Source organism: Mesorhizobium sp. M1066 (assembly GCF_040318635.1).
Classification (GTDB): domain Bacteria; phylum Pseudomonadota; class Alphaproteobacteria; order Rhizobiales; family Rhizobiaceae; genus Mesorhizobium.
This window is the reverse complement of the sequence record NZ_JAMYMR010000013.1, coordinates 1-19,957: the sequence shown is the minus strand read 5'-3', so window position 1 is coordinate 19,957 and position 19,957 is coordinate 1. Positions and strand designations below refer to the sequence as shown.

The window sequence follows — 19,957 nt, the reverse complement described above, 5'->3', positions numbered from 1 at the left end:
GGGAAGGTGAAGACCTATTCCCCTATTCCCCTATTCCCCTATTCCCCTATTCCCCTACCTTCGGCTTCCCAAACCGCGCCGCTGCCGCCAAAAGCACGCTGAGCATCACGCCATTGAGGATGTGCCAGAGGAAGTGCGTTCCGAGCGGAAAGCTGCCGCAGACCACCGGGTCGATCATCCGGCAGATGACGGACACGACGAAGATCGCCGACCCCGCCAGATTATACCAGCCGGCGCGATTGCCGCTCACCGTCACCCAGACACCGAAGAAGGCGAGCGCCAGGAACGGCGGCAGATAGCCCGTCGTACCGTTCGACGCCTGGCGCAGCCAGTCCGGCACGGCAAGGGTTATCGCCCCGGCAAGCACATAGAAAGCGATGAAGATGGCGATGGCCTTGCCCCATCGCATGCCGAGGAAGCGACGCAGATTGAACAGCGTGTAGGCCAGCGTGAAGCCGGCGATCGGCAGCACGTCGGCCCAGACCGTGCCCTTGGTCGCAAAGGTGTGAAAGATCGTCGAGCCGATGCCGATCGCCACCACCCACCAGGCCAGCACCTCGGCGAAGGCGCCGGTGCCCAGCCTTCGCACCTCGCGCACGCCCCACAGGCCGGCGGCGATGAAGGCGAGATTGGTCAGGGCGTTGACCGGTTCGGACCAGAATTCCGGGCCGGTCCGCTCGCAATAGAGGTCGACCGGCGCCAAAAACGTTTGCCACATCGTGATTGCCGCCCGAATCGGTTTCTATCCTGAAGCGCAGATCCTTCCTATTGCGGGGTTGCGGTCGGCTGCAATGGCAAAATTTCACTGCAACGTGACTTCCCGTTGACTTCCGGTTCTGCCACATATTTTAGCAATCAAGATAAAGCCGGCACCACCGGCGGGAATCGGAATGGCCATGGCCTCGCGAAAATCATTGTGGCTGGCAGCTCTTGCGCTGGCCTTCTCGGCGTCTGCCGGCGCCGGGCATGCCGGCGAATCCGATCGCGCCCATGCCGACCGGGTCCAGATCGACAGGCCCCAGATCGACAGGCCATTGGGCGTGGTCGAGCTGTTCACCAGCCAGGGCTGCAGTTCCTGCCCGCCGGCCGATACGCTGTTCTCCGAACTTGCCGCCAAGGAAGATATCGTCGCGCTCGCCTATCACGTCGACTATTGGGACTATCTCGGCTGGCAGGACACGCTGGGCCGCAAGGAGAACACCGAGCGGCAATACGACTACATGCGCGCCTTCGGCAGCCGCTCCGTCTATACGCCGCAGGCCGTCATCAATGGCCGTGTCCACGTCAACGGCGCCAGCCGCGGCGAGGTCGATGGCGCGCTCGCCCGCATGGCCAAGAGCGGCGAAGGCATGCGCGTCGCCGTCAAGGTCAGCCGCACCAGCGACCGTGTGACGATCGACGCCGGCGATGCCGGCAACGGCCCCAGCGACGCCCATGTCGTCATCGTCTATTTCGACCCGCCGCAGACGATCAAGGTCGGCGAGGGCGAGAATACCGGCCGCAAGATGACCTACTGGAACGCCGTCACCGGGATACAGACCGCCGGCATGTGGCATGGCAAGGCACAGCGCTACGAACTGCCGATGAGCGAGATTGCCAAAAAGGGCGGCTGCGCCGTGCTGCTGCAGTCGGTCGGCAAGGACGGCATGCCCGGTCCCATTCTCGGCGCCGCGTTCATCCACAAGCCGTAACGGACGCCGGCGCCCCCCATCTTCGCTAGGACTGTGGATGGCCCCTCATCCGGCCGCTTCGCGACCACCTTCTCCCCGAGGGGAGAAGAGATAAAGCGCCCCCGCGATCTCCTCTCCCCCCGGGGAGAGGTCGGATTGTCCCGAATTGCCCCTTCGCAATTCGGTTGGCAATCCGGGTGAGGGGGACGCGACGCTCGGTGAAACCGCACTCGACTCACCACCCAATAAAAAACCGACGTCAGCTTGCTTCTGACGTCGGTCATTTAGGTTTTGGGATCGTCGCACCCGATTCTTCCGAAGAAGAACCGAGGTTGGTTCGATCCGACGCAGACCCGTGGGCGGGGGGCTTGGGGTTTACGAGCCGGTGCCGGACCGAACCGTCTCAGGCAACACCGGTAAATTCGTCGGACATTGGGGCATGAGCGCGGATAAAAAAAGGCAGAAATGTGGCGGAACATCACCAATTCCAACACGGCGTTTCATAAAAGTGACTGGACGTGACGAAAACGGCGCGGCGCGGGGCTCGGTTCGCCGGGCCTTGCAATTCAGTCGCGAACACGCCAACTTTGGTTGGCAAAGATTCATTTTGAAGGATCGAGGCATGACGGATGACAGCGGCGGGACGGGGGATGGGGACGCATCCGCGATATTGATCCCGCTGCACGAGGCGCGACGCGAACGTCTCGATCAGCCGGTGCGGTTCGACCGCCGCGAGTTGGACCAGATCCTCAGGCTCTACGGACGCATGGTCGCCGCCAATGAATGGCGCGACTACGCCATCGATCATCTTGCGGACCGCGCCGTGTTTTCCGTATTCCGCCGCACCAGTGAAGTGCCGCTGTTCCAGATCGTCAAGGATCCGAAACTGGCCCGCAAGCAGGGCGCTTTTGCCGTCATCGCCGCCGGCGGCCGCATCTTGAAGCGCGGTCAGGAACTTGGCCGCGTGCTTGGTGTGTTCGACAGCAAGCTCAAGGTTGTAGAGGCTTGAGCTACGGAATTGAAGAAACTGAAGAATTGAAGAATTGAAGAATTGAAGAAAAGGGCGCTCGACGCCTGATGTAACCGCCTTCAATTCCTCGCTTCAGTCCCCTCTAAGGCGAAACTTCCGCTCTGGCAGCGAGCTCGGATCGGGCGGCGCCGAGGCACCGCCATTCAGCGACAGCTGCATGAACACCGTGTCCAGCCAGCGCCCGTGCTTGTAACCGGAGCCTTCAAGACGTCCCGAATGGCGAAAGCCTAGCTTTTCGTGCAGCCGCACCGAGGCACTGTCGGGACGGCCATCGCCGATCACCGCGATGATCTGGCGAAAGCCCGCCGTCGTCACCGCCTCGATCAGGCTTTGCATCAGCTTGAGCCCGACGCCCTGGCCCTTGGCCTCGGGCGCGACATAGACCGAATCCTCGACGATGAAGCGATAGGCCGGGCGCGGCCGGAAGGCGCCGGCATAGGCGTAGCCGAGAACAGTGCCGTCCTTCTCCGCCACCAGGTAAGGAAAGCCGCCGGCCATCAGGCTGTCGAATCGAACACCCATCTCCGCGCGGCTCGGCGGCTCCAGCTCATAGCTCGCCGTGCCTTGGGTCACCGCGTCGGCATAGATGTCCGCGACGCTGTCGAGGTCGGCCACCGTGGCAGGCCGGATCGTAATATTGCTCATTGTGTATGCATGCCGTTTCCTTGCTCGCAACAACAGCAAAGACCGGCACAAAAGAAAAGGGCGGCCGTTGGGCCGCCCTTCTGGAACTCGATGGTCCAAGCGCTGCTGAACTAGCGGCGGTCGCCCATGAACTGCAGCAGGAACATGAACAGGTTGATGAAGTCGAGATAGAGCGTCAGTGCGCCCATGATCGCCTTGCGGCCGGCGACATCGGTAGCATCGCCCTCGAAATACATCTCCTTGATCTTCTGCGTGTCATAGGCGGTGAGGCCGGCGAAGACCAGCACGCCTATCGCCGACACGGCGAAAGACAGCGCCGACGACTGCAGGAAGATGTTGATCACCGACGCGATGATGATGCCGAACACGCCCATGATCAGGAACGAGCCCATCGCCGTCAGGTCGCGCTTGGTGGTGTAGCCGAACAGCGACAGCGCGCCGAAAGCGGCGGCGGTGGCGAAGAAGGTCTGCGAGATGCTTGCCGTGGTATAGACCAGGAAGATCGACGACAGCGACAGGCCGACGAGACCGGCATAGACCCAGAACGTGGTCTGCGCGGCAGCGACGCTCATCGACTGAATCCTGAACGACAGGAAGAACACGGCGGCTAGCGGCGCCAGCATCACCACCCAGCGCAGCGGCGAACCAAAAATCGCATAGCCAAACGAGGTCAGCATCTCGCCGCTTGGCAGCGTTGCGACAGCCGAAGCCGGATCGGTGGTGGTGGCCAGCATGATCGTGCCGACAGCGGCAAGACCCGTGATGAGGAGGCCAAGCCCCATCAGATTGTAAACCTTGATCATGTAGGCGCGCAGGCCCTGATCGATGTCGGCACCGACGCTGACGCCGGGCACGGCGCGCGTCTGGTAGTTGCGAATGGGATCAGCCATTGTAGTCCTCTATTGCTTCTGCCCCGTCCGGTGTCAGGTCCTTCCGAACCCAGGCGCCGCTGGCAGGGCTCCAGCATGCCTGTGGCGAAATATGATGGTTATTCGCGTCAAGAACAAGACCGTAACCGGATGTAACGGTTCGTGAGGCAACGAAGTGCCGATTCCTCGGCTTTCCAAACGGCTTTCTTACCAAGATTTAATCCAGGATGCCTTTTCCGGGCCTGTCGTCACAGGTTGCGCAGCACCGGTGCTGCCTTGTGGCCGAGCACCCGCCAGGTGCCGGCGAGACCAATGCCGACCGTGACCACCAGCGAAAACAGAATGGTTGCCACTGCCACCTCCGGCATGAAATGCGACGGCAATGTCATGATGCGCGCGACGACGAACCAGGCGGCTGCGCTGCCCGCCGCCAGCGCGAAGATGGCGGTGGCCAGCCCGATCAGCATATATTCGAGCGAGAAGGCCGATATCAGCGTCGTGCGTGTCGCACCCAGCGTCTTCAACACCACCGCATCATGGATGCGCGCCCGGTTGCCGGCGGCGAGCGCGCCGGCCAGCACCAGCACCGAGGCGATCAGCGCCACGCCGGCCGCGGCCCGAATCGCCGTGCCGAGCTGTCCGACCAGCCGGTTGACGACATCGAGCGCGTCCTTGACCCGCACCGTCGTCACCGCAGGGAAGGCGCGGGTGACGGCGTTGAGGATGCGGGCGTCGTCAGCCGTCGAGGCACTCTTTTCGGTCAGCGTCGCCATCCAGCCATGCGGGGCGCCCGCGAATGTGTTGGGCGAGAACACCATGACGAAATTGATGCCCATCGTCTCCCATTCGACCTGGCGGAAATTGGCGATCCTGGCCGTGACATTGCGGCCCAGCACATTGACGGTGATGGTGTCGCCGAGCTTCAGCCCGATCTCTTTGCCTTCCTGCGCCGAAAACGAAACCAGCGGTTCGCCGCTGTAATTTTCGGGCCACCAACTGCCCTCGGTCAGCGTCGCGTTCTCCGGCTGCCTGGTGTCATAGGTCAGGCCGCGGTCCCCCCTCAGCACCCAGGCGCCTTCCGCCGGCACCTTCACCTTGTCGACATCGACACCGTTCAGCGCCATCACCCGGCCGCGCAGCATCGGCACCTTGGCCAGCACGCCCTGCGGCGCCTGCTTGCCGATCAGCGCCGAGAAAGACGCGACATCGGCGCTCTGGATGTCGACGAAGAAGAAGTTCGGCGCCCGTTCCGGCAGGCTGCCGGAAATCTGCCGCCTGAGATTGCCGTCGATCAGCGCCAGCGTCACCAGCAGCGTCAGGCCGAGCCCCAGGGACAGCACCACCGATGGCGTCAGGGCGCCTGGCCGATGAATGTTGCCGATGGCGAGCCTGAGCGCCACGAAGCGCACGCGCGGGCTCTTCCTGGCCGCCCATTGCACCAGTGCGCCGACCACGCGCAGCACCAGGAAGGCGAAGACGGTAGCGCCGACAAAGATCGAGGCGATGCGCTGGTCGCCCGAGAACAGAATGGCCAGCGCCGCAAGCAACAGCGCGATGCCTATGGCCGCCGCGACATAAGCGGGGCGCGGCAAGCCGCGGCCTTCCAGCCCCATTTCGCGAAACAGCGCGGTTGCCGGCACGTCGCGGGCGCGGCCGAGCGGCAGCAGCGCGAAAGCCAACGTCACCAGCAGACCGAACAGCGCCGCCATGCCGAGCGCGCCGGGATAGAAGCCGCCTGCGGCCGGCACCGGAATGACGGATTCCAAGGCCGCACTCGCCGCGAACGGCATCAGCGCGCCGAGCACAAGGCCCAGCACGATACCCAATCCGGCTATGATCAGGATCTGCACGAGATAGACGGCAAAGACGAAGCCGCCCGAAGCGCCCAGGCTCTTGAAGGTGGCGATGACGCCGCGCTTGCCGTCGAGATAGGCGCGCACCGCATTGGCGACGCCGACACCGCCGACCACCAGCGCCGTCAGCCCGACCAGGGTCAGGAACTGGGAGAAACGTTCGATGTTGGAGGACAGCGCGGGCGCCGCATTGCTGCGTGTGCGGATCGACCAGCCTGCTTCGGGGAAATCCGTGGCGGCCTGGTCCTGGACGGCCTTCAGCCGCGCCTCGTCGGCGTCCGCCGGTAGGCGGATCTTGTAGGCATTCTCGACCAGGCTGCCCGGCTGGATCAGTCCGGTGGCCGCCAGCCCGTCGGTCGAGATCATCAGCCTTGGCGCGAAGCCGAAACCGTCGGACACGGCGTCCGGTTCGGCGACCAGCCTGGCGCGCAGTTCGAAAGTGGCGGTGCCGAGCTTCAGCCGGTCGCCGATCTTGACGTGCAGCCGCTCGAACAGAAGATCGGGTGCCGCCGCACCGAAGACGCCGAACTCTTCGCCGAACAGTTCCTGTTTCGACAGTGCCGGCTCGGTCTCCAGCGTGCCATAGAGCGGATAGGCATTGTCGACCGCCTTGGCCTCGACCAGCGCCTGGTCGGATCCGTCGGCCAGACGCGCCATCGAACGCATGCTGGCGGTCCGGGAAACCGTGCCGAGCCCGTCAAGGAAGCTGCGCTCCGCCTGGCTGGCGTCACGCTGGTTGATCTGGAAGCGAAGATCGCCGCCAAGCAGCGTCTGGCCCTGATTGGCGACACCGGCGGTGATCGAACGCGCCACCGAGTTGACGCCGCCGATGGCCGCGACGCCGAGCGCGATGCAGGCGAGGAAGATCAGGAAGCCGGACAGGCCGCCGCGCATCTCGCGCAGCGAGAAGCGGACCGCGAGCCTCAACGTCCGGGACAGCGGCATCAGGCCGTCACCTTGACGGGCGCCGGCGCCTCGATCCGGCCCGAGCGCATCGAAACCTGGCGCGAGCAGCGCGCCGCGAGCGCCGGATCATGGGTCACCAGCACCAGCGTCATGCCGCGCTCGGCCGCCTTGGCAAACAAGAGGTCGGCGACCTGCCGCCCGGTCGCCTGGTCGAGATTGCCGGTCGGCTCGTCGGCGATCAGGATGCGCGGCGACGGCGCCAATGCGCGGGCGATCGCCACGCGCTGCTGCTCGCCGCCCGACAGTTCGCCGGGATAGTGGGTGACGCGGTCGCTGAGGCCAACCGCCTCCAGCTCGCGCGCCGCCACCGAGAACGGATCGGCATGGCCGGCCAGTTCCAGCGGCACCGCGACATTTTCCAGCGCCGTCATGTTGGGAATGAGATGGAAGGACTGGAACACGATGCCAATGTTTCGGCCACGAAACGAAGCAATCTGGTCCTCGCTCTTGCCGTTGAGCAGCTCGCCGGCGATTCGAACCGCACCCGAATCGACCCTTTCCAGGCCTGCCAGGACCATCAGCAATGTCGACTTGCCGGAACCCGAAGGCCCGACGATGCCGGTCGCCTCGCCCGTCGCCACATCAAGGCTGACACGCTTCAGCACATGGACCGATGAAGCGCCCTCGCCAAGGGTCAGGGATACATCTTTCAGCGCGATGACGGCTTCTGTCAAAATGAAATCGTCCTATATCTGGAAAGGCTCTGCTTGCCGGAAGCCGTCGACTGAAGAATTCCTAGCTCATATGGGGCCTGCCGCATGTCTTTCAAACGCAGTATTGCCGCAGGCTTGATAGTTTTCCTCGCCATCAGCGGCGCCATGTCGTCGGCGAGCGCCGAGCCGTTCAAGATCGTCGGCTTCGGTGACAGCCTGATGGCGGGCTTCGGTCTTGGCCCGGACCAGGGCTTTACCGACAGGCTGCAGGCCGCGCTTGGCGCCAGGGGCCAGGATGTGATCGTCGCCAATGCCGGCGTCTCCGGCGACACGACGAGCGGCGGCCTAGCGCGGCTGGACTGGTCGGTGCCGGACGGCACGCAGCTGGTCATCCTCGAACTCGGCGCCAACGACATGCTGCGCGGCGTTTCGCCCGACATCACCAGGAAGAACCTCGACGAGATGCTGAGCAAGCTGAAGCAGCGCAAGATTGCCGTGCTTCTGGCCGGCATGCGTGCCGCACCCAATCTCGGTCCCGACTACCAGAATGCGTTCGACGCCATTTTTCCGGACCTGGCGAAGAAATACGAAGTCGTGCTCTACCCGTTCTTTCTCGACGGCGTCGCCGGCCAGCCCGGCATGCAACTCGAGGACGGCCTGCATCCGAGCGCAAAAGGCGTCGACCAGATGGTCGAACGCATCCTGCCGACGGTAGAGAAGGTGATCGCGACAGTGCCGGGCGATTCCTAGCGGATTGGAACTGTTTCCGCCCGGCAAGCTTTTAACAGGGACTGTGGCCAACAAACCTCTTGCTCCGTTTGACTATCGATGATTCGCTATAGGTGACAGTTCGATTCGAGGAAGGGAGGCTCTTCATGCCGCGTCTTTTCACCGCCCTCGAAATTCCGCGTGACGCTGCCCTTTCGCTGTCCCTGCTGCGGGGCGGCTTGCCGGGAGCCCGCTGGATCGATGTCGAAAACTACCATCTGACGCTGCGCTTCATCGGCGATGTCCCCGGCCATGTCGCCGACGAGATCGCCAACGCGCTCGACCGCGTCCACCGCCCTTCCTTCTCGCTGGCGCTGTCCGGCGTCGGCGCTTTCGGCCAGAAGAAGCCGCATGCGGTGTGGGCGGGCGCTTCCGCCTCGCCTGATCTGGCCGCGCTTCAAGGTGAGATCGACCGCATCTGTCAGCGGCTCGGCATCCCGGCCGACCCGCGCAAATTCATGCCGCATGTGACGCTGGCGCGCTTACGCAATTCGACCCCGCTGGACGTCGCCCAATATCTGTCGGCGCGCGGGAATTTCTCGACGCTGCCGTTCCGCATCGGCCGTTTCGTGCTGATGTCGTCGCGCGATTCGGTCGGCGGCGGACCCTATATCATCGAGGAAGCCTGGCCGCTGTCAGGCACGGACGCCCACGCCTCCAGCCTTGTCGCCAGCGCCTCCGACGCCTCGCGGATCATGCGATAGGCGGAAGCGAAGGCTTCTGCCTCGTCATGATAAGGATCCGGCACGTCGCGTGATTTTCCCTGCGCGAACTCCAGGAACAGATGGATGCGGTCCTGCACGGCCGCCGGCGCCAGCGCCTTCAGGTCGGCGACATTCGACCGGTCCATGCCGAGGATCAGGTCGAAACGGTGGAGGTCCTGCGGCGTGACCTTGCGCGCCCTCTGCCCGGAAATGTCGACGCCGTGCCGCACCGCAATCGCGATCGCGCGTCGATCGGGGGCAGAGCCGGCCTCCCAGTCACTGGTTCCCGCTGAATCGAGCAGCATATCCCGGCCCGACCCGCGCTCGGCCCAAACGGCGCGGAAGACACCTTCCGCCAGCGGCGACCGGCAGATGTTGCCGAGGCAGACGAAGAGAATGGAATTTATGGGCTTCGCGTTCATCGATCCGTCGCTATGGTGAGGGTCGTTTTCGAATAGCACAGGATATGGACATGGCGAGAGAGAAACTGGGCAGGCAAGCCGCTGAAGCTGCATTGACCGGTCTCGACGGCTGGGCGCTGGCGGAAGACGGCGCCTCCATCAAGCGCACATTCACCTTCGCGAATTTCTCCGAGGCTTTCGCCTTCATGACCCGCGTCGCGCTTGCCGCCGAGACGATGGACCATCATCCCGACTGGTCGAACGTCTACAAGACAGTCGACGTGACGCTGAACACTCACGACGCCGGCGGCGTCACCGCGCTCGATATCGATCTGGCCAAGAAAATGAACCGTTTTGCCGGCGCCTGAGGCCTGGTATCGCCTCGGCGGGCCCAAATCGGCACCGGCATCTTGTAGCGGGGGTCGGGTTTCACCACATTTTCCCCCGCGGGCATGCGCCGGGATGCGCACGGGCCCTGCAAGGAGAGACTGATGGCGCAACAATCCGGTTTTGATTTCTTCGGCTTTGGCGGCAAGCTGGCAGACGAGAGCGAAGTGCGCGAGAAATTCTGGCGCACAGCCAAGAAGGCGGCGCGGCAGATCCCCTTCATGGAAGAGGTTGTGGCCGCCTATTACTGCGCCATGGACAAGAACACGCCGCTGCGCGCCAAAGGCATTCTGCTGGCCGCGCTCGGTTATTTCGTGCTGCCGGTGGATGTCATCCCCGACTTCGTCTTCGGGCTTGGCTTCACCGACGACATCGCCGTGCTCACCGCCGCGATCACCGCCGTCAGTGCCCACATCACCACTGCGCACCGGCAGGCCGCCAGGGACGCCATGGCCGACAAGGGCTGAACTCGCGCACGGACGCCGTTGAAGCCGGCTTTCTGCGGCAGCGTAAAAAGTCAAACTCTTGCCGCTTTCGTGGCCTCCAAGTCGCCAAAGGGATGTCGCGCCAGCCGCTCGCAAGGCGGAGGCGCGGGAATGGCGGCGGTTTCCTCGGGGTGAGGCTCCTTTTCTCTTCGGAAATTCACCGTTTGGTAACCCAGATTAAATCAAAATGAAGCGACGGGCAGGACGCCAAGCCGGCCTGCCTCCGCACCATTTGGAATACGGGAAAAGCGATGCGCGGATTGATTGCTATAGTTTCGAGTCTGGCCCTGGTGGCCGTGGCAGCGCCGGCACTGGCGCAGTCGGCGACCAAAATCGGCCAGCACAATGCCTGGGGCACCTACAGCTACCAGGCGTCGGGCGGCAAGGTCTGCTATGTCCTGACCGTGCCGACCGACAAGCAGCCGCCGACGCTCGACCATGGCGACATGTTCTTCTTCGTCAGCCAGCGACCCGGCCAGCAAGTGTCCTACGAGCCGCAATTCATTGCCGGCTACAACTTCCAGGACGGCTCCAAGGCCACCGTGACCATCGACAAGAAGACGTTTTCGATGTTCACCCGCGGCAAGTCGGCCTGGGTCGAGAATGCCGCCGAGGAGCCGGTGCTGATCGCCGCCATGAAGACCGGCACCGACATGAAGGTGACGGCGAAGTCCGGCCGCGGCAACCCGACCAGCTACGTCTTCTCGCTGAAGGGCATTTCGGCGGCGCTGACGTCGATTGCCAAGTGCAAATAGGCAAGAGTGCAAGCAAGCACTTCGTTCGAATGAAAGGCCGGGCCGCAAAGCCCGGTCTTTTTGCTTTCAGCCTTGCCCCGATCCCGGCCCGGCCTCCGCTCGGCGGCGCCGGATCGCCTCGGCGATGAAGACACGCGACAGCGTGTGGTAGAGCGGTTCGTGCGAGATCATGCGCGCCGTGCCATAGCCCAGCATCGAGGCCAGCATCAGCGCGATGACATTGTCGTGATTGCCGGTCATCTCCAGAATGATGACGAAGGCCGTCATCGGCGCCTGGACGACACCGGCGAAATAGCCAGCCATGCCGAGCAGCGCCGCCGCCCCCGTGCCGGCGCCGAAGAGAAGGCCGAGCGAGCTGCCGATGCCGGCGCCGACCGCCAGCGAGGGCGCGAAAATGCCGCCCGGAATGCCCGAGATCATCGACAGCAGTCCCGCCAGGAACTTTTCGGCAAAGAAGAACCATGGCAGCGGCGTGCCTTCGACCGCCCCGCGCGCCTGCATATAGCCGGTGCCGAAGGTCAGCCCGCCCGAGGCGATGCCGATCACTGCAACCAGCAGCCCGCAGACGGCCGCGACCAGCAAGGCGCGCCGCAAAGGCTGGCCTGTGCTCCAGCGCCGGATCCAGCGTGTCGCCTTCAACGCCAGCAGCGAAAACAGCGCGCCGAACCCGCCGCCGATGATGCCGCAGGCAAGCACCAGCGGCCACTCGGCGGCAAACGAGATCGTGTCCCTGGCGACGCCGAAATAGGTGTAGTTACCGAGCAGGCCGAGCGAGGCGAGGCCGGCCAGGATCACCGCCGTCAGCACCAAGCCGTTGGTGCGCGCCTCGTAGGTGCGGCCCATCTCCTCGATGGCGAAGACGATGCCGGCCAGCGGCGTGTTGAAGGCGGCGGCGATGCCGGCGGCCGACCCGGCAAGGATCAGACCCCGGGCTTGGACCATGCCGCCCCAGCGTGCCGCCTGCAGCATCAGGGACGCGCCGACCTGCACGGTCGGACCCTCGCGGCCGATCGAGGCGCCGCAGAACAGGCCGACGATGGTGAGCATGATTTTGCCGACCACCAGTTTGAGGGACAGGATGTGGCCGCGGTCATCGTCGTCGCGCAGATGGCGTGCGGCGATCGCCTGCGGAATGCCGCTGCCTTGCGAGCCGGGAAAGAAGGCGTGGGCAAGCCAGGCGCACACCACGAAACCCAACGGCGTAATGGCAAGCGGGAGATAGAAACGCCAGCCGCCTGCGTCTCCTGTCATCAGGTGAAACAGTTCCTGCGCCCTGTCCGCCAGCACCGCGAACAGCACGCTGATCACACCGATGCCAAGCGCCCCGGCCCAGAACACCAGGCGCGGCTGCCACACCCGCCGTGAGCCCCACATCGCGCGCGAACGCCGCAGCATGGGATATCTTCGCGATGTGCCGGCCATGTCTGTCCTCGATCGTGGAGTATCGAGCCCTAACACGTGCAGGCCAGAGGTTAAACCGGCACAACCCATGACTCTGCCGTCAACCTGTGCTATGCGCCGCGCTTCCTTTCCGGCACGATGCGTGAAATCGGCCGCAAACCGCTTATATCAGTGCAACCATGACCCTTTCATACGATCTCACCACTGACGGCGCCCGCGACGCGTTGCGTGCCCGCGCGGCACAGCCCGAAAAGCCGTCGCTGATCGGCCTGACGCGGGTCGAACTCGCCGAGGCTCTGGTTGCATCAGGCACCGTGCCCGAGCGCCAGGCGAAAATGCGCGCCCAGCAGCTGTGGCACTGGATGTATGTGCGCGGCGTCTCCGATTTCGCCGGCATGTTCAACATCTCCAAGGATCTGCGCGCCGAGCTGGACAAGCACTTCACCGTCGCCAGGCCCGAGATCGTCGAGGAGCAGATTTCCGCCGACGGCACGCGCAAATGGCTGTTCCGCTTCCCGCCGCGCGGCGCCGGCCGGCCGGTCGAGATCGAAACCGTCTACATTCCCGAGGAAGGCCGCGGCACGCTGTGCATCTCCTCGCAGGTGGGCTGCACGCTGACCTGTTCGTTCTGCCACACCGGCACGCAGAAGCTGGTGCGCAATCTGACGGCTGAAGAGATCCTCGCCCAGCTGCTCACCGCCCGCGACCGGCTCGGCGACTTCCCTGACCGCGACACGCCCGACGGTGCCATAGTGCCGGCTGAGGGCCGCAAAGTGTCCAACATCGTCATGATGGGCATGGGCGAGCCGCTCTACAATTTCGAGGCGGTGAAGAAGGCGCTGCTGATCGCTTCCGACGGTGACGGCCTGTCCCTGTCGAAGCGGCGCATCACGCTGTCGACCTCCGGCGTCGTGCCGGAAATCTTCCGCACCGGCGAGGAGATCGGCGTCATGCTGGCGATCTCGCTGCATGCCACCAATGACGATCTGCGCGACCTGCTGGTGCCGATCAACAAGAAGTATCCGCTCAACGAACTGATCGCCGCCTGCCGCGCCTATCCCGGCCTATCCAACGCCAAGCGCATCACTTTCGAATATGTGATGTTGAAGGACGTCAACGATTCCATCGAGGACGCCAAAGGCCTGATCAAGCTGCTCAAGGGCATTCCGGCCAAGATCAATCTGATCCCGTTCAACCCGTGGCCGGGCACCAATTACCAGTGCTCGGACTGGGAGACGATCGAGAAATTCGCCGATTACATCAACAATGCCGGCTATGCCTCGCCGATCCGCACGCCGCGCGGCCGCGACATTCTCGCCGCCTGCGGCCAGCTCAAATCCGACTCCGAGCGCATGCGCAAGGTCGACCGGCTGGCGCTGGAAGCGATGATGATAGCGGGGCACGGCGAGGCGTGAGCCGCCCCTTCGCCTGGCTAAAGCGCTTCGCAATCATGGCCGTCGGCTATGTCGCCGCGGTGCTGACCTCGATCCTGGTGCCGGTGCTGCTGATCGCTCTTCTGGAAGGCATCGAAGACGGCAACTGGTCCATCATTTTCGCCTTCGACTGGCTGGGCTCGTTCCCGCTCGCCGTGTTGACAGTAATGATCGGCGCGCTGTTGATCGTCGGCCCGGCGCTCTTTGTCGCCGAACGGTTTTCACTTCGAGGATGGTTCTACTTCGCCGCCACCGGTGCGATCACGTCCATCGCCTTTGGCGTATCCATGCCGCGCTCGGCCAGCAGCTTTGTCTTCAATCCGGGCTTTCTGGGTTTTCTCGCCACCGCCGGCATCGCCGCCGGTTCGGTCTACTGGCTTCTGGCTGGACGCAGGTCCGGCACGCGACAGAATCTGGGCCGGGATTGATGGCACGTCTCGTCGGCTACCTCGTCCGTTTCACCGTCATCCTGTTCGGCTATGCCGTCGCCTCGCTGGCGGCGAGCGCCTTCCTCAACATCCTGTTGCTGGCATCGCTCGGCTACACGCCGGAGCATGCGCACCCGACGGCGACGGCTTCCCTGTATTTCTCAATTCCCTTCGCCGCCCTGTTCGTCGCCTATTTCGCCCTGATGCCGGCCTCTGTCGTCATCCTGCTTGCCGAAATCCTGGGCCGGCGCGACTGGCTGTTCTATGCGCTGGCAGGCGCGGTGGTTGCCGGTGTTTTCCTCGGGCTGGCCGACCACAGCGATGACACCGCCTTCGTCGTCAGGGACACCAGCGCCATCATGGCCGTGATAGGCAGCGGCATGGTCGGTGGTATCTTTTACTGGCTCAGCGCCGGGCGCTGGGCCGCAAGCTGGTGGCAAGGCGAACCAGGATCAAAAGAGGATGGCCAGACAGGATGACGGCGCCTACTTCGCCTGCGCCGTCAGGATCTTGAGCGCGAAGGCGGAGAACACGCCGGCAAAGAGATAGTCGACCACCCGTGTGACGCGCGGGCTGGCCTTCATCGCCGCCGAAAACTTTTCCGCCGCCAGCACCATCGGCACGGTCACCGGGATCGACAGCACGATGAACATCGTGCCCAGGAAAAACAGCTTTCCTGGTGCGTTCGGATCATGCGCGGAGACGAACTGCGGCAGGAAGGTCATGAAGAACAGGATGATCTTGGGGTTGAGCAGGTTGACGCCGAGGCCCGCCGCCCAGCTGCGCAACAGCGAAATCTCGGGGCCTGTCTTCTTCTCCGGCGAAAAGGCCGAGCCCCTGGTGATTGCCTGCCAGGCCAGGAAGACGAGATAGCCGGCGCCGAAGATCTTCAGCACGAAGAAAGCCATCGGCGAGGCGACGATCAGCGCCGAGACACCGACAACCACCAGTGTGGTGTGGATGAGCGTGCCGCACAGCGCGCCGGCCATCGAGGCAAAGCCGGTGGCACGGCCCTGGCTCAGCGTGCGCGAGACGAACAGGGTCATGTCCGGCCCCGGCGTGACCGCCAGGATGACCGTGGCAATGGCGAACTGGATCAGCGTGGTGGTGTCTGGAATGAACGACATGAGCGGCCCAAGGGATTGGGAGGCCTATACAGGATGCGCCATGACGATGCCAGACACAGCAGCGACCCGATCTCGATCCAGCAGGCGTCCGCACGGCATTCGCTGGACGGCCGGCCGCGGCGTCCTATGCCTGCCTGCTCAGCCGCATCCTCGCCAGCTCCTCCGCGACGAGTTGATCGTTGCGGACATCGGCGTCCCTGGTGAGCTGGTCGATCGGCTTGGGCCGGCCGAGGAAATAGCCTTGCGCCTCGTTGCAGCCTTCGACCTGCAGGATGGTGAGCTGGACATGCGTCTCGACGCCTTCGGCAAGCACCGGAATGTCGAGGCTGCGGCCCAGCGTCAGCACCGCCCGGATGATGGCCTTGGCCTGCGGGCTTCGCTCGACGTCAGCCATGAACGAGCGGTCGAGTTTGATCTTGTCGAAGGGAAACGAGCGCAGCGTATCGAGCGATGAATAGCCGGTGCCGAAATCGTCGATCGCGATCGTCACCCCCAGCGCCTTGATCTGGCGCAACACATGCAGCGTGCGCACCTTGTCGGCGACGATCGTCGATTCGGTGAGCTCCAGCTCCAGCCGTTTCGGCGACAGCCCGGTCTCGACCAGGATCTGATGGACGAGCTTGGCGAGATCGGCATGGGCGAACTGTACCGGCGACAAATTGACCGCGATCTTGTGGCCATTGCCCCACGAGGCCGCCTGGCGGCACGCGGTCCGCAGCACCCATTCGCCGATCGCCATGATCGAGCCGTTCTCCTCGGCAATCGGGATGAATTCGGCGGGCGGGATCATGCCGTGCACCGGATGGGTCCAGCGCAGCAGCGCCTCGTAGCCGCAGGTAGCGCCGGTCGGGACCGAGGTCTGTACCTGATAGTGGAGCGAAAGCTCGCCGCGCTCGATCGCCTGGCGAAGGTCGGTGGCCAGCGCGCGGCGCGCCCGCGCCGTCTCGTCCATGGCGGATTCGTAGAAGCAGACGGCTCGCGTGACGTCGTTCTTCGCCCGGTACATGGCAAGATCGGCATTGCTGACCAGCCGCTCGCGGTCGGCCCCGTCGCGCGGATAGACGGCGACGCCGATGCTGGCGCCGGCGGCGATTTCGAAATCGTCGAGCCGCAACGGCTCGAACAGGGATTTCTCCAGTCGCGAGACCAGTCCGAGAAGGTCCTTCTGATCCTTGAAGCGCTTGATCGCGGCGAACTCGTCACCGCCGAGCCGGGCGACGAATTCGCCCTCGCCGATGAGTTTCGACAGCCTGCGGGCGACGATCTTGAGTGCCTGGTCGCCGGCCGCATGCCCCCTGAGGTCGTTGATCTCCTTGAAGCGGTCGAGATCGATGACGATGACCGCCGTCATTGTGTCCTCGCCCTCGCATGCCCGGTCGATTTCATGGTCAAGGCGGTCGTTGAAGGAGACCCGGTTGGGAAGGCCGGTAAGGGCGTCGTTGAGGGCGAGATGCTGAAGCCGCTCGAAGCTCTCCAAACGACCACGCTCGTCGATCAGATAGCTGGCGAAGCCGGTAGCTGCGACGATCAGGCCGACCACGGCGACGGCGACCGCCATTGCCACCAGAATATCGGGATTGGTGCCTGTGCTGATGAAGGACAGCGGCGTCACCGCCACCGCGGCCATAGCCGTGAAATGCAGGCCGACGATCGCCAGCACCAGCAGCCCGATGGCGAGATAGTGCGACCAGCGGTATGGCCGGCGCACGGCATGGCCGACGGCCAGGGCGGAGAACACCGCCGAGATGATCAGTGAGGCCACGACATAGGAGCCGTCCCATTCGACGATGCCGGCAACGTGATAGGCCATCATGCCGGTGTAGTGCATGGCCGAGATCGCCAGGCCGACGACGACGCCGCCCCATTCCGGGGCCAGGCGCCGGCTCTTGCCGGATGCGAGGGTGAAACCCAGCCCGGTGCCGGCGATGGCGATAACCAGGGATGCCATGGTCAGGACCGGATCGAAGGTGATCGGCGCGCCGGGCTGGTAGGCCAGCATGGCGATGAAATGGGTGCACCAGATCGACGAGCCGGCGGCGACCGCGGTCAGGAACAGCCAGCCCTTCATCTGCACGCCGGTGGTTTTTCTCGAACGGTCGAAGAGGCCGATCGTCACCCAGCAGCCGGTGACGCACATCAGCGCCGCCAGCAGGACAAGCCACAGATTATGCTCCATGGCGATGCATGATATAACGCGCATCAAGAACGGCCCGAGCCCGAGGACACCCGCGACAAGGCAGGCAAGAAGCCGCCCGAAATGGTCGAGGCGGCTTTGTCGCGAATGTTAGCGGCACGGCGTGAAAACTTGATTAAGTCCTTCCGGCAAATGCAGCCTTTGATTGCAGCAGGTTGTTTCCGCTGCCGGCGGCCACCGGCCATGCGCTGGACCAGAAGCCATGCATGCACGCGTGCTTGCTCGCTCTGCCGTTCCTGCTAAAAGGCGCTGCGACAATCCGTGACGCCCAGGCTGGGGCGTCCGCCATCGACGGAGTAGAAATGTCCAAGGCCAAAGACGTCAAGAAGGTCGTGCTCGCCTATTCCGGCGGTCTCGACACATCCATCATCCTGAAATGGCTGCAGACTGAACTCGGCGCCGAAGTCGTGACTTTCACCGCCGATCTCGGCCAGGGCGGCGAACTCGAGCCGGCCCGTCGCAAGGCCGAGATGATGGGCATCAAGGACATCCGCGTCGTCGACGTGCGCGAGGAATTCGTCGCCGACTTCGTCTTCCCGATGTTCCGCGCCAACACCGTCTATGAAGGCACCTATCTGCTTGGCACTTCGATCGCGCGGCCGCTGATCTCCAAGCATCTGGTCGATATAGCCCGGGAAACCGGCGCCGACGCGATCGCGCATGGCGCCACCGGCAAGGGCAACGATCAGGTTCGCTTCGAGCTTTCAGCTTACGCACTGAACCCCGACATCAAGGTCATCGCGCCGTGGCGCGACTGGTCGTTCAAATCGCGTACCGACCTGATGAATTTCGCCGAGCAGCATCAGATCCCGGTGCCGAAGGACAAGAAGGGCGACGCACCTTTCTCGGTCGACGCCAACCTCTTGCATTCGTCCTCCGAGGGCAAAGTGCTGGAAGACCCGTGGGTGGAGCCGCCGGAATTCGTTCATCAGCGCACCGTTTCGCCGATGGACGCGCCGGACAAGGTCACCGAGATCGAGATCGAGTTCCTGAAGGGCGATCCGATCGCGCTGAACGGCAAGAAACTGTCGCCGGCGACCATGCTGGCGGCACTCAACGATCTTGGCCGCGACAATGGCATCGGCCGGCTCGACCTGGTCGAGAACCGCTTCGTCGGCATGAAATCGCGCGGCGTCTACGAAACACCAGGCGGCACCATCCTGATCGCCGCCCATCGCGCCATCGAATCGATCACGCTCGACCGAGGTGCCGCCCACCTCAAGGACGAGTTCATGCCGCGCTACGCCGAGCTGATCTACAACGGCTTCTGGTTCGCGCCCGAACGGCTGATGCTGCAGGCGATGATCGACAAGAGCCAGGAAGACGTCGAAGGCACGGTGCGCCTCAAGCTCTACAAGGGCAACGTCATGGTCACCGGCCGCAAGTCGAAGAAGACGCTCTATTCGGATGCGCTGGTCACCTTCGAGGACGACCGCGGCGCCTACGACCAGAAGGACGCCGCCGGCTTCATCCGTCTCAATGCGCTGCGGCTCAGGACGCTGGCCGCGCGCAACCGCACCAAGTAGGGCGGATGCGCGGGTTCGGTCGCTGCCTGGCGCCGCTGGTTGTTCTGGCGACGCCGGCCGCCGGCCAGGAGTTCGACCCCGCTTCTCTCGACCTTCCCGCGCTGATCGAGTGCAGGGCGGACGTTCCAGCCTACAACGACTTTGCCCTGTGGCTGTCCAGCGCATCGGGTGCCGTTGAAACGCTTGGCTGGAAGGAGGTTGCCTCGGGCAATCCGTTTCTCAGCCAATACGAACTGCCGGCCAAAATCCGCGTGTTCAACCGTGAGACAGGATCGATCGTGTTTACCGCTGCGGGGCCGATGGCCGTGCTCGACGGCGTTGCCGCGCCGGAGCTTGCCAAAGAACTCAACGTCATGGCCGTTTTTTCCACGCCGCAAAAATTCCTTGGCGAGAAGGTCGTTGTCCAAAGCACCGAAGAGTCGGAAGGATTGACCTTCTCCACCGACGTCAAGCTCAACGTCTCGACCGTCGAGTCCCACCCCGGCAAGACCCTGGCCGGCTGCTCCTACACGCTCGAAATCAAATAAAAACCCGGCATTCATGAACTGACCCCTTAAAGTTGGACAGTTTAAGGTGGCGGCAGATTTAAGGGCTGGGTTCTGTATTGCACAGGGCTCAGCCCTTTCAGTTTCAGTTTGATGCGATCATGATTGTAGTAGTGG

The 19,957-nt window shown here is 63.8% G+C and carries 22 protein-coding genes; 12 read left to right on the top strand and 10 right to left on the bottom strand.

Annotated elements, in window-relative coordinates:
- Positions 1-46 precede the first annotated feature (46 nt).
- On the bottom strand, positions 47-718 hold the full coding sequence (locus NKH52_RS18025) for a ceramidase domain-containing protein (RefSeq protein WP_128304276.1): 672 nt from the start codon (positions 716-718) through the stop codon (positions 47-49).
- Between the two features lie 172 nt (positions 719-890).
- Between NKH52_RS18025 and NKH52_RS18020 the strand changes: the two genes are divergently transcribed.
- Both NKH52_RS18020 and NKH52_RS18015 read left to right on the top strand, forming a co-directional pair.
- Entirely contained in the window at positions 891-1,691 is an 801-nt protein-coding gene (locus NKH52_RS18020; RefSeq protein WP_352735693.1) for a DUF1223 domain-containing protein, read from the top strand.
- A 601-nt stretch (positions 1,692-2,292) separates the two neighbouring features.
- The gene (locus NKH52_RS18015) at positions 2,293-2,679 is read left to right on the top strand and encodes a DUF2794 domain-containing protein (protein WP_023811306.1); all 387 of its coding nucleotides are present in this window, start codon (positions 2,293-2,295) and stop codon (positions 2,677-2,679) included.
- A 93-nt stretch (positions 2,680-2,772) separates the two neighbouring features.
- Here NKH52_RS18015 and NKH52_RS18010 read toward each other — a convergent pair whose 3' ends face one another.
- From NKH52_RS18010 to NKH52_RS17995, 4 genes are all read right to left on the bottom strand, one after another.
- On the bottom strand, positions 2,773-3,345 hold the full coding sequence (locus NKH52_RS18010) for a GNAT family N-acetyltransferase (protein WP_352735692.1): 573 nt from the start codon (positions 3,343-3,345) through the stop codon (positions 2,773-2,775).
- A 110-nt stretch (positions 3,346-3,455) separates the two neighbouring features.
- The gene (locus NKH52_RS18005; protein WP_352735691.1) at positions 3,456-4,235 is read right to left on the bottom strand and encodes a Bax inhibitor-1/YccA family protein; all 780 of its coding nucleotides are present in this window, start codon (positions 4,233-4,235) and stop codon (positions 3,456-3,458) included.
- Positions 4,236-4,462: 227 nt separating this feature from the next.
- A complete protein-coding gene (locus tag NKH52_RS18000) occupies positions 4,463-7,012 on the bottom strand; it encodes an ABC transporter permease (RefSeq protein ID WP_352735690.1) in 2,550 nt (849 codons plus the stop codon).
- A complete protein-coding gene (locus NKH52_RS17995) occupies positions 7,012-7,707 on the bottom strand; it encodes an ABC transporter ATP-binding protein (RefSeq protein ID WP_352735689.1) in 696 nt (231 codons plus the stop codon). Before NKH52_RS17995 ends, NKH52_RS18000 begins: the two co-directional genes overlap by 1 nt.
- Before the next feature lie 84 nt (positions 7,708-7,791).
- Between NKH52_RS17995 and NKH52_RS17990 the strand changes: the two genes are divergently transcribed.
- Together NKH52_RS17990 and thpR are read left to right on the top strand one after the other, a co-directional pair.
- Entirely contained in the window at positions 7,792-8,436 is a 645-nt protein-coding gene (locus NKH52_RS17990) for an arylesterase (RefSeq protein ID WP_352735688.1), read from the top strand.
- Between the two features lie 125 nt (positions 8,437-8,561).
- Positions 8,562-9,158, top strand: a complete 597-nt coding sequence (thpR, locus tag NKH52_RS17985; RefSeq protein ID WP_352735687.1) for an RNA 2',3'-cyclic phosphodiesterase — start codon at positions 8,562-8,564, stop codon at positions 9,156-9,158.
- Here thpR and NKH52_RS17980 read toward each other — a convergent pair.
- Positions 9,062-9,580 carry a low molecular weight protein-tyrosine-phosphatase gene (locus NKH52_RS17980; RefSeq protein WP_352735686.1) on the bottom strand — a complete coding sequence of 173 codons (519 nt, stop codon included), beginning with the start codon at positions 9,578-9,580 and terminating at the stop codon, positions 9,062-9,064. The two genes, thpR and NKH52_RS17980, sit on opposite strands and share 97 nt — an antisense overlap.
- Positions 9,581-9,630: 50 nt before the next feature.
- Between NKH52_RS17980 and NKH52_RS17975 the strand changes: the two genes are divergently transcribed.
- The 3 genes from NKH52_RS17975 (at position 9,631) to NKH52_RS17965 (ending at position 11,186) form a co-directional block, all read left to right on the top strand.
- A complete protein-coding gene (locus NKH52_RS17975; protein WP_023811314.1) occupies positions 9,631-9,927 on the top strand; it encodes a 4a-hydroxytetrahydrobiopterin dehydratase in 297 nt (98 codons plus the stop codon).
- Positions 9,928-10,050: 123 nt separating this feature from the next.
- On the top strand, positions 10,051-10,413 hold the full coding sequence (locus NKH52_RS17970; RefSeq protein ID WP_127413204.1) for a YkvA family protein: 363 nt from the start codon (positions 10,051-10,053) through the stop codon (positions 10,411-10,413).
- A gap of 269 nt (positions 10,414-10,682) precedes the next feature.
- The gene (locus NKH52_RS17965) at positions 10,683-11,186 is read left to right on the top strand and encodes an invasion associated locus B family protein (protein ID WP_127296348.1); all 504 of its coding nucleotides are present in this window, start codon (positions 10,683-10,685) and stop codon (positions 11,184-11,186) included.
- Positions 11,187-11,252: 66 nt separating this feature from the next.
- Here the strand turns inward: NKH52_RS17965 and NKH52_RS17960 are convergent, their stop codons facing one another.
- Positions 11,253-12,608 carry a chloride channel protein gene (locus NKH52_RS17960; protein WP_352735685.1) on the bottom strand — a complete coding sequence of 452 codons (1,356 nt, stop codon included), beginning with the start codon at positions 12,606-12,608 and terminating at the stop codon, positions 11,253-11,255.
- Positions 12,609-12,766: 158 nt separating this feature from the next.
- Here NKH52_RS17960 and rlmN point away from each other — a divergent pair, with 158 nt between their 5' ends.
- The 3 genes from rlmN to NKH52_RS17945 are packed head-to-tail and all read left to right on the top strand — an operon-like array spanning position 12,767 to position 14,927.
- A complete protein-coding gene (gene rlmN / locus NKH52_RS17955; RefSeq protein ID WP_352735684.1) occupies positions 12,767-14,002 on the top strand; it encodes a dual-specificity RNA methyltransferase RlmN in 1,236 nt (411 codons plus the stop codon).
- Positions 13,999-14,448 carry a hypothetical protein gene (locus NKH52_RS17950; RefSeq protein WP_352735683.1) on the top strand — a complete coding sequence of 150 codons (450 nt, stop codon included), beginning with the start codon at positions 13,999-14,001 and terminating at the stop codon, positions 14,446-14,448. Before rlmN ends, NKH52_RS17950 begins: the two co-directional genes overlap by 4 nt.
- Positions 14,448-14,927 carry a hypothetical protein gene (locus NKH52_RS17945; RefSeq protein WP_352735682.1) on the top strand — a complete coding sequence of 160 codons (480 nt, stop codon included), beginning with the start codon at positions 14,448-14,450 and terminating at the stop codon, positions 14,925-14,927. The genes NKH52_RS17950 and NKH52_RS17945 overlap by 1 nt, the downstream gene beginning before the upstream one ends.
- 6 nt (positions 14,928-14,933) lie before the next feature.
- Here NKH52_RS17945 and NKH52_RS17940 read toward each other — a convergent pair whose 3' ends face one another.
- Positions 14,934-15,575: a LysE family translocator gene (locus NKH52_RS17940; RefSeq protein WP_352735681.1), complete on the bottom strand. Its 642-nt coding sequence runs from the start codon at positions 15,573-15,575 to the stop codon at positions 14,934-14,936.
- A gap of 124 nt (positions 15,576-15,699) precedes the next feature.
- Complete coding sequence (locus tag NKH52_RS17935; protein ID WP_352735680.1) at positions 15,700-17,775, bottom strand: putative bifunctional diguanylate cyclase/phosphodiesterase; 2,076 nt, start codon at positions 17,773-17,775, stop codon at positions 15,700-15,702.
- A gap of 296 nt (positions 17,776-18,071) precedes the next feature.
- Between NKH52_RS17935 and NKH52_RS17930 the strand changes: the two genes are divergently transcribed.
- A complete protein-coding gene (locus tag NKH52_RS17930; RefSeq protein ID WP_352735679.1) occupies positions 18,072-19,295 on the top strand; it encodes an argininosuccinate synthase in 1,224 nt (407 codons plus the stop codon).
- 5 nt (positions 19,296-19,300) lie between these two features.
- A complete protein-coding gene (locus tag NKH52_RS17925; protein WP_352735678.1) occupies positions 19,301-19,822 on the top strand; it encodes a hypothetical protein in 522 nt (173 codons plus the stop codon).
- A gap of 41 nt (positions 19,823-19,863) precedes the next feature.
- Here the strand turns inward: NKH52_RS17925 and NKH52_RS17920 are convergent.
- Positions 19,864-19,957, bottom strand: a 94-nt coding sequence (locus NKH52_RS17920) for an IS3 family transposase (RefSeq protein WP_352967573.1), incomplete at its 5' end; no start/stop codon positions are given.

What these genes read in the sequence shown, in the direction of transcription:
- NKH52_RS18005 (WP_352735691.1), bottom strand. Translation starts at nt 4,235, where the DNA reads ATGGCTGATCCCATTCGCAACTACCAGACGCGCGCCGTGCCCGGCGTC.
- NKH52_RS17980 (WP_352735686.1), bottom strand. Translation starts at nt 9,580, where the DNA reads ATGAACGCGAAGCCCATAAATTCCATTCTCTTCGTCTGCCTCGGCAAC.
- NKH52_RS17970 (WP_127413204.1), top strand. Translation starts at nt 10,051, where the DNA reads ATGGCGCAACAATCCGGTTTTGATTTCTTCGGCTTTGGCGGCAAGCTG.
- NKH52_RS17960 (WP_352735685.1), bottom strand. Translation starts at nt 12,608, where the DNA reads ATGGCCGGCACATCGCGAAGATATCCCATGCTGCGGCGTTCGCGCGCG.
- NKH52_RS18015 (WP_023811306.1), top strand. Translation starts at nt 2,293, where the DNA reads ATGACGGATGACAGCGGCGGGACGGGGGATGGGGACGCATCCGCGATA.
- NKH52_RS18020 (WP_352735693.1), top strand. Translation starts at nt 891, where the DNA reads ATGGCCATGGCCTCGCGAAAATCATTGTGGCTGGCAGCTCTTGCGCTG.
- NKH52_RS17965 (WP_127296348.1), top strand. Translation starts at nt 10,683, where the DNA reads ATGCGCGGATTGATTGCTATAGTTTCGAGTCTGGCCCTGGTGGCCGTG.
- NKH52_RS17935 (WP_352735680.1), bottom strand. Translation starts at nt 17,775, where the DNA reads ATGCGCGTTATATCATGCATCGCCATGGAGCATAATCTGTGGCTTGTC.
- NKH52_RS18025 (WP_128304276.1), bottom strand. Translation starts at nt 718, where the DNA reads ATGTGGCAAACGTTTTTGGCGCCGGTCGACCTCTATTGCGAGCGGACC.
- rlmN (WP_352735684.1), top strand. Translation starts at nt 12,767, where the DNA reads ATGACCCTTTCATACGATCTCACCACTGACGGCGCCCGCGACGCGTTG.
- NKH52_RS18000 (WP_352735690.1), bottom strand. Translation starts at nt 7,012, where the DNA reads ATGCCGCTGTCCCGGACGTTGAGGCTCGCGGTCCGCTTCTCGCTGCGC.
- NKH52_RS17990 (WP_352735688.1), top strand. Translation starts at nt 7,792, where the DNA reads ATGTCTTTCAAACGCAGTATTGCCGCAGGCTTGATAGTTTTCCTCGCC.
- NKH52_RS17975 (WP_023811314.1), top strand. Translation starts at nt 9,631, where the DNA reads ATGGCGAGAGAGAAACTGGGCAGGCAAGCCGCTGAAGCTGCATTGACC.
- thpR (WP_352735687.1), top strand. Translation starts at nt 8,562, where the DNA reads ATGCCGCGTCTTTTCACCGCCCTCGAAATTCCGCGTGACGCTGCCCTT.
- NKH52_RS18010 (WP_352735692.1), bottom strand. Translation starts at nt 3,345, where the DNA reads ATGAGCAATATTACGATCCGGCCTGCCACGGTGGCCGACCTCGACAGC.
- NKH52_RS17945 (WP_352735682.1), top strand. Translation starts at nt 14,448, where the DNA reads ATGGCACGTCTCGTCGGCTACCTCGTCCGTTTCACCGTCATCCTGTTC.
- NKH52_RS17925 (WP_352735678.1), top strand. Translation starts at nt 19,301, where the DNA reads ATGCGCGGGTTCGGTCGCTGCCTGGCGCCGCTGGTTGTTCTGGCGACG.
- NKH52_RS17940 (WP_352735681.1), bottom strand. Translation starts at nt 15,575, where the DNA reads ATGTCGTTCATTCCAGACACCACCACGCTGATCCAGTTCGCCATTGCC.
- NKH52_RS17930 (WP_352735679.1), top strand. Translation starts at nt 18,072, where the DNA reads ATGTCCAAGGCCAAAGACGTCAAGAAGGTCGTGCTCGCCTATTCCGGC.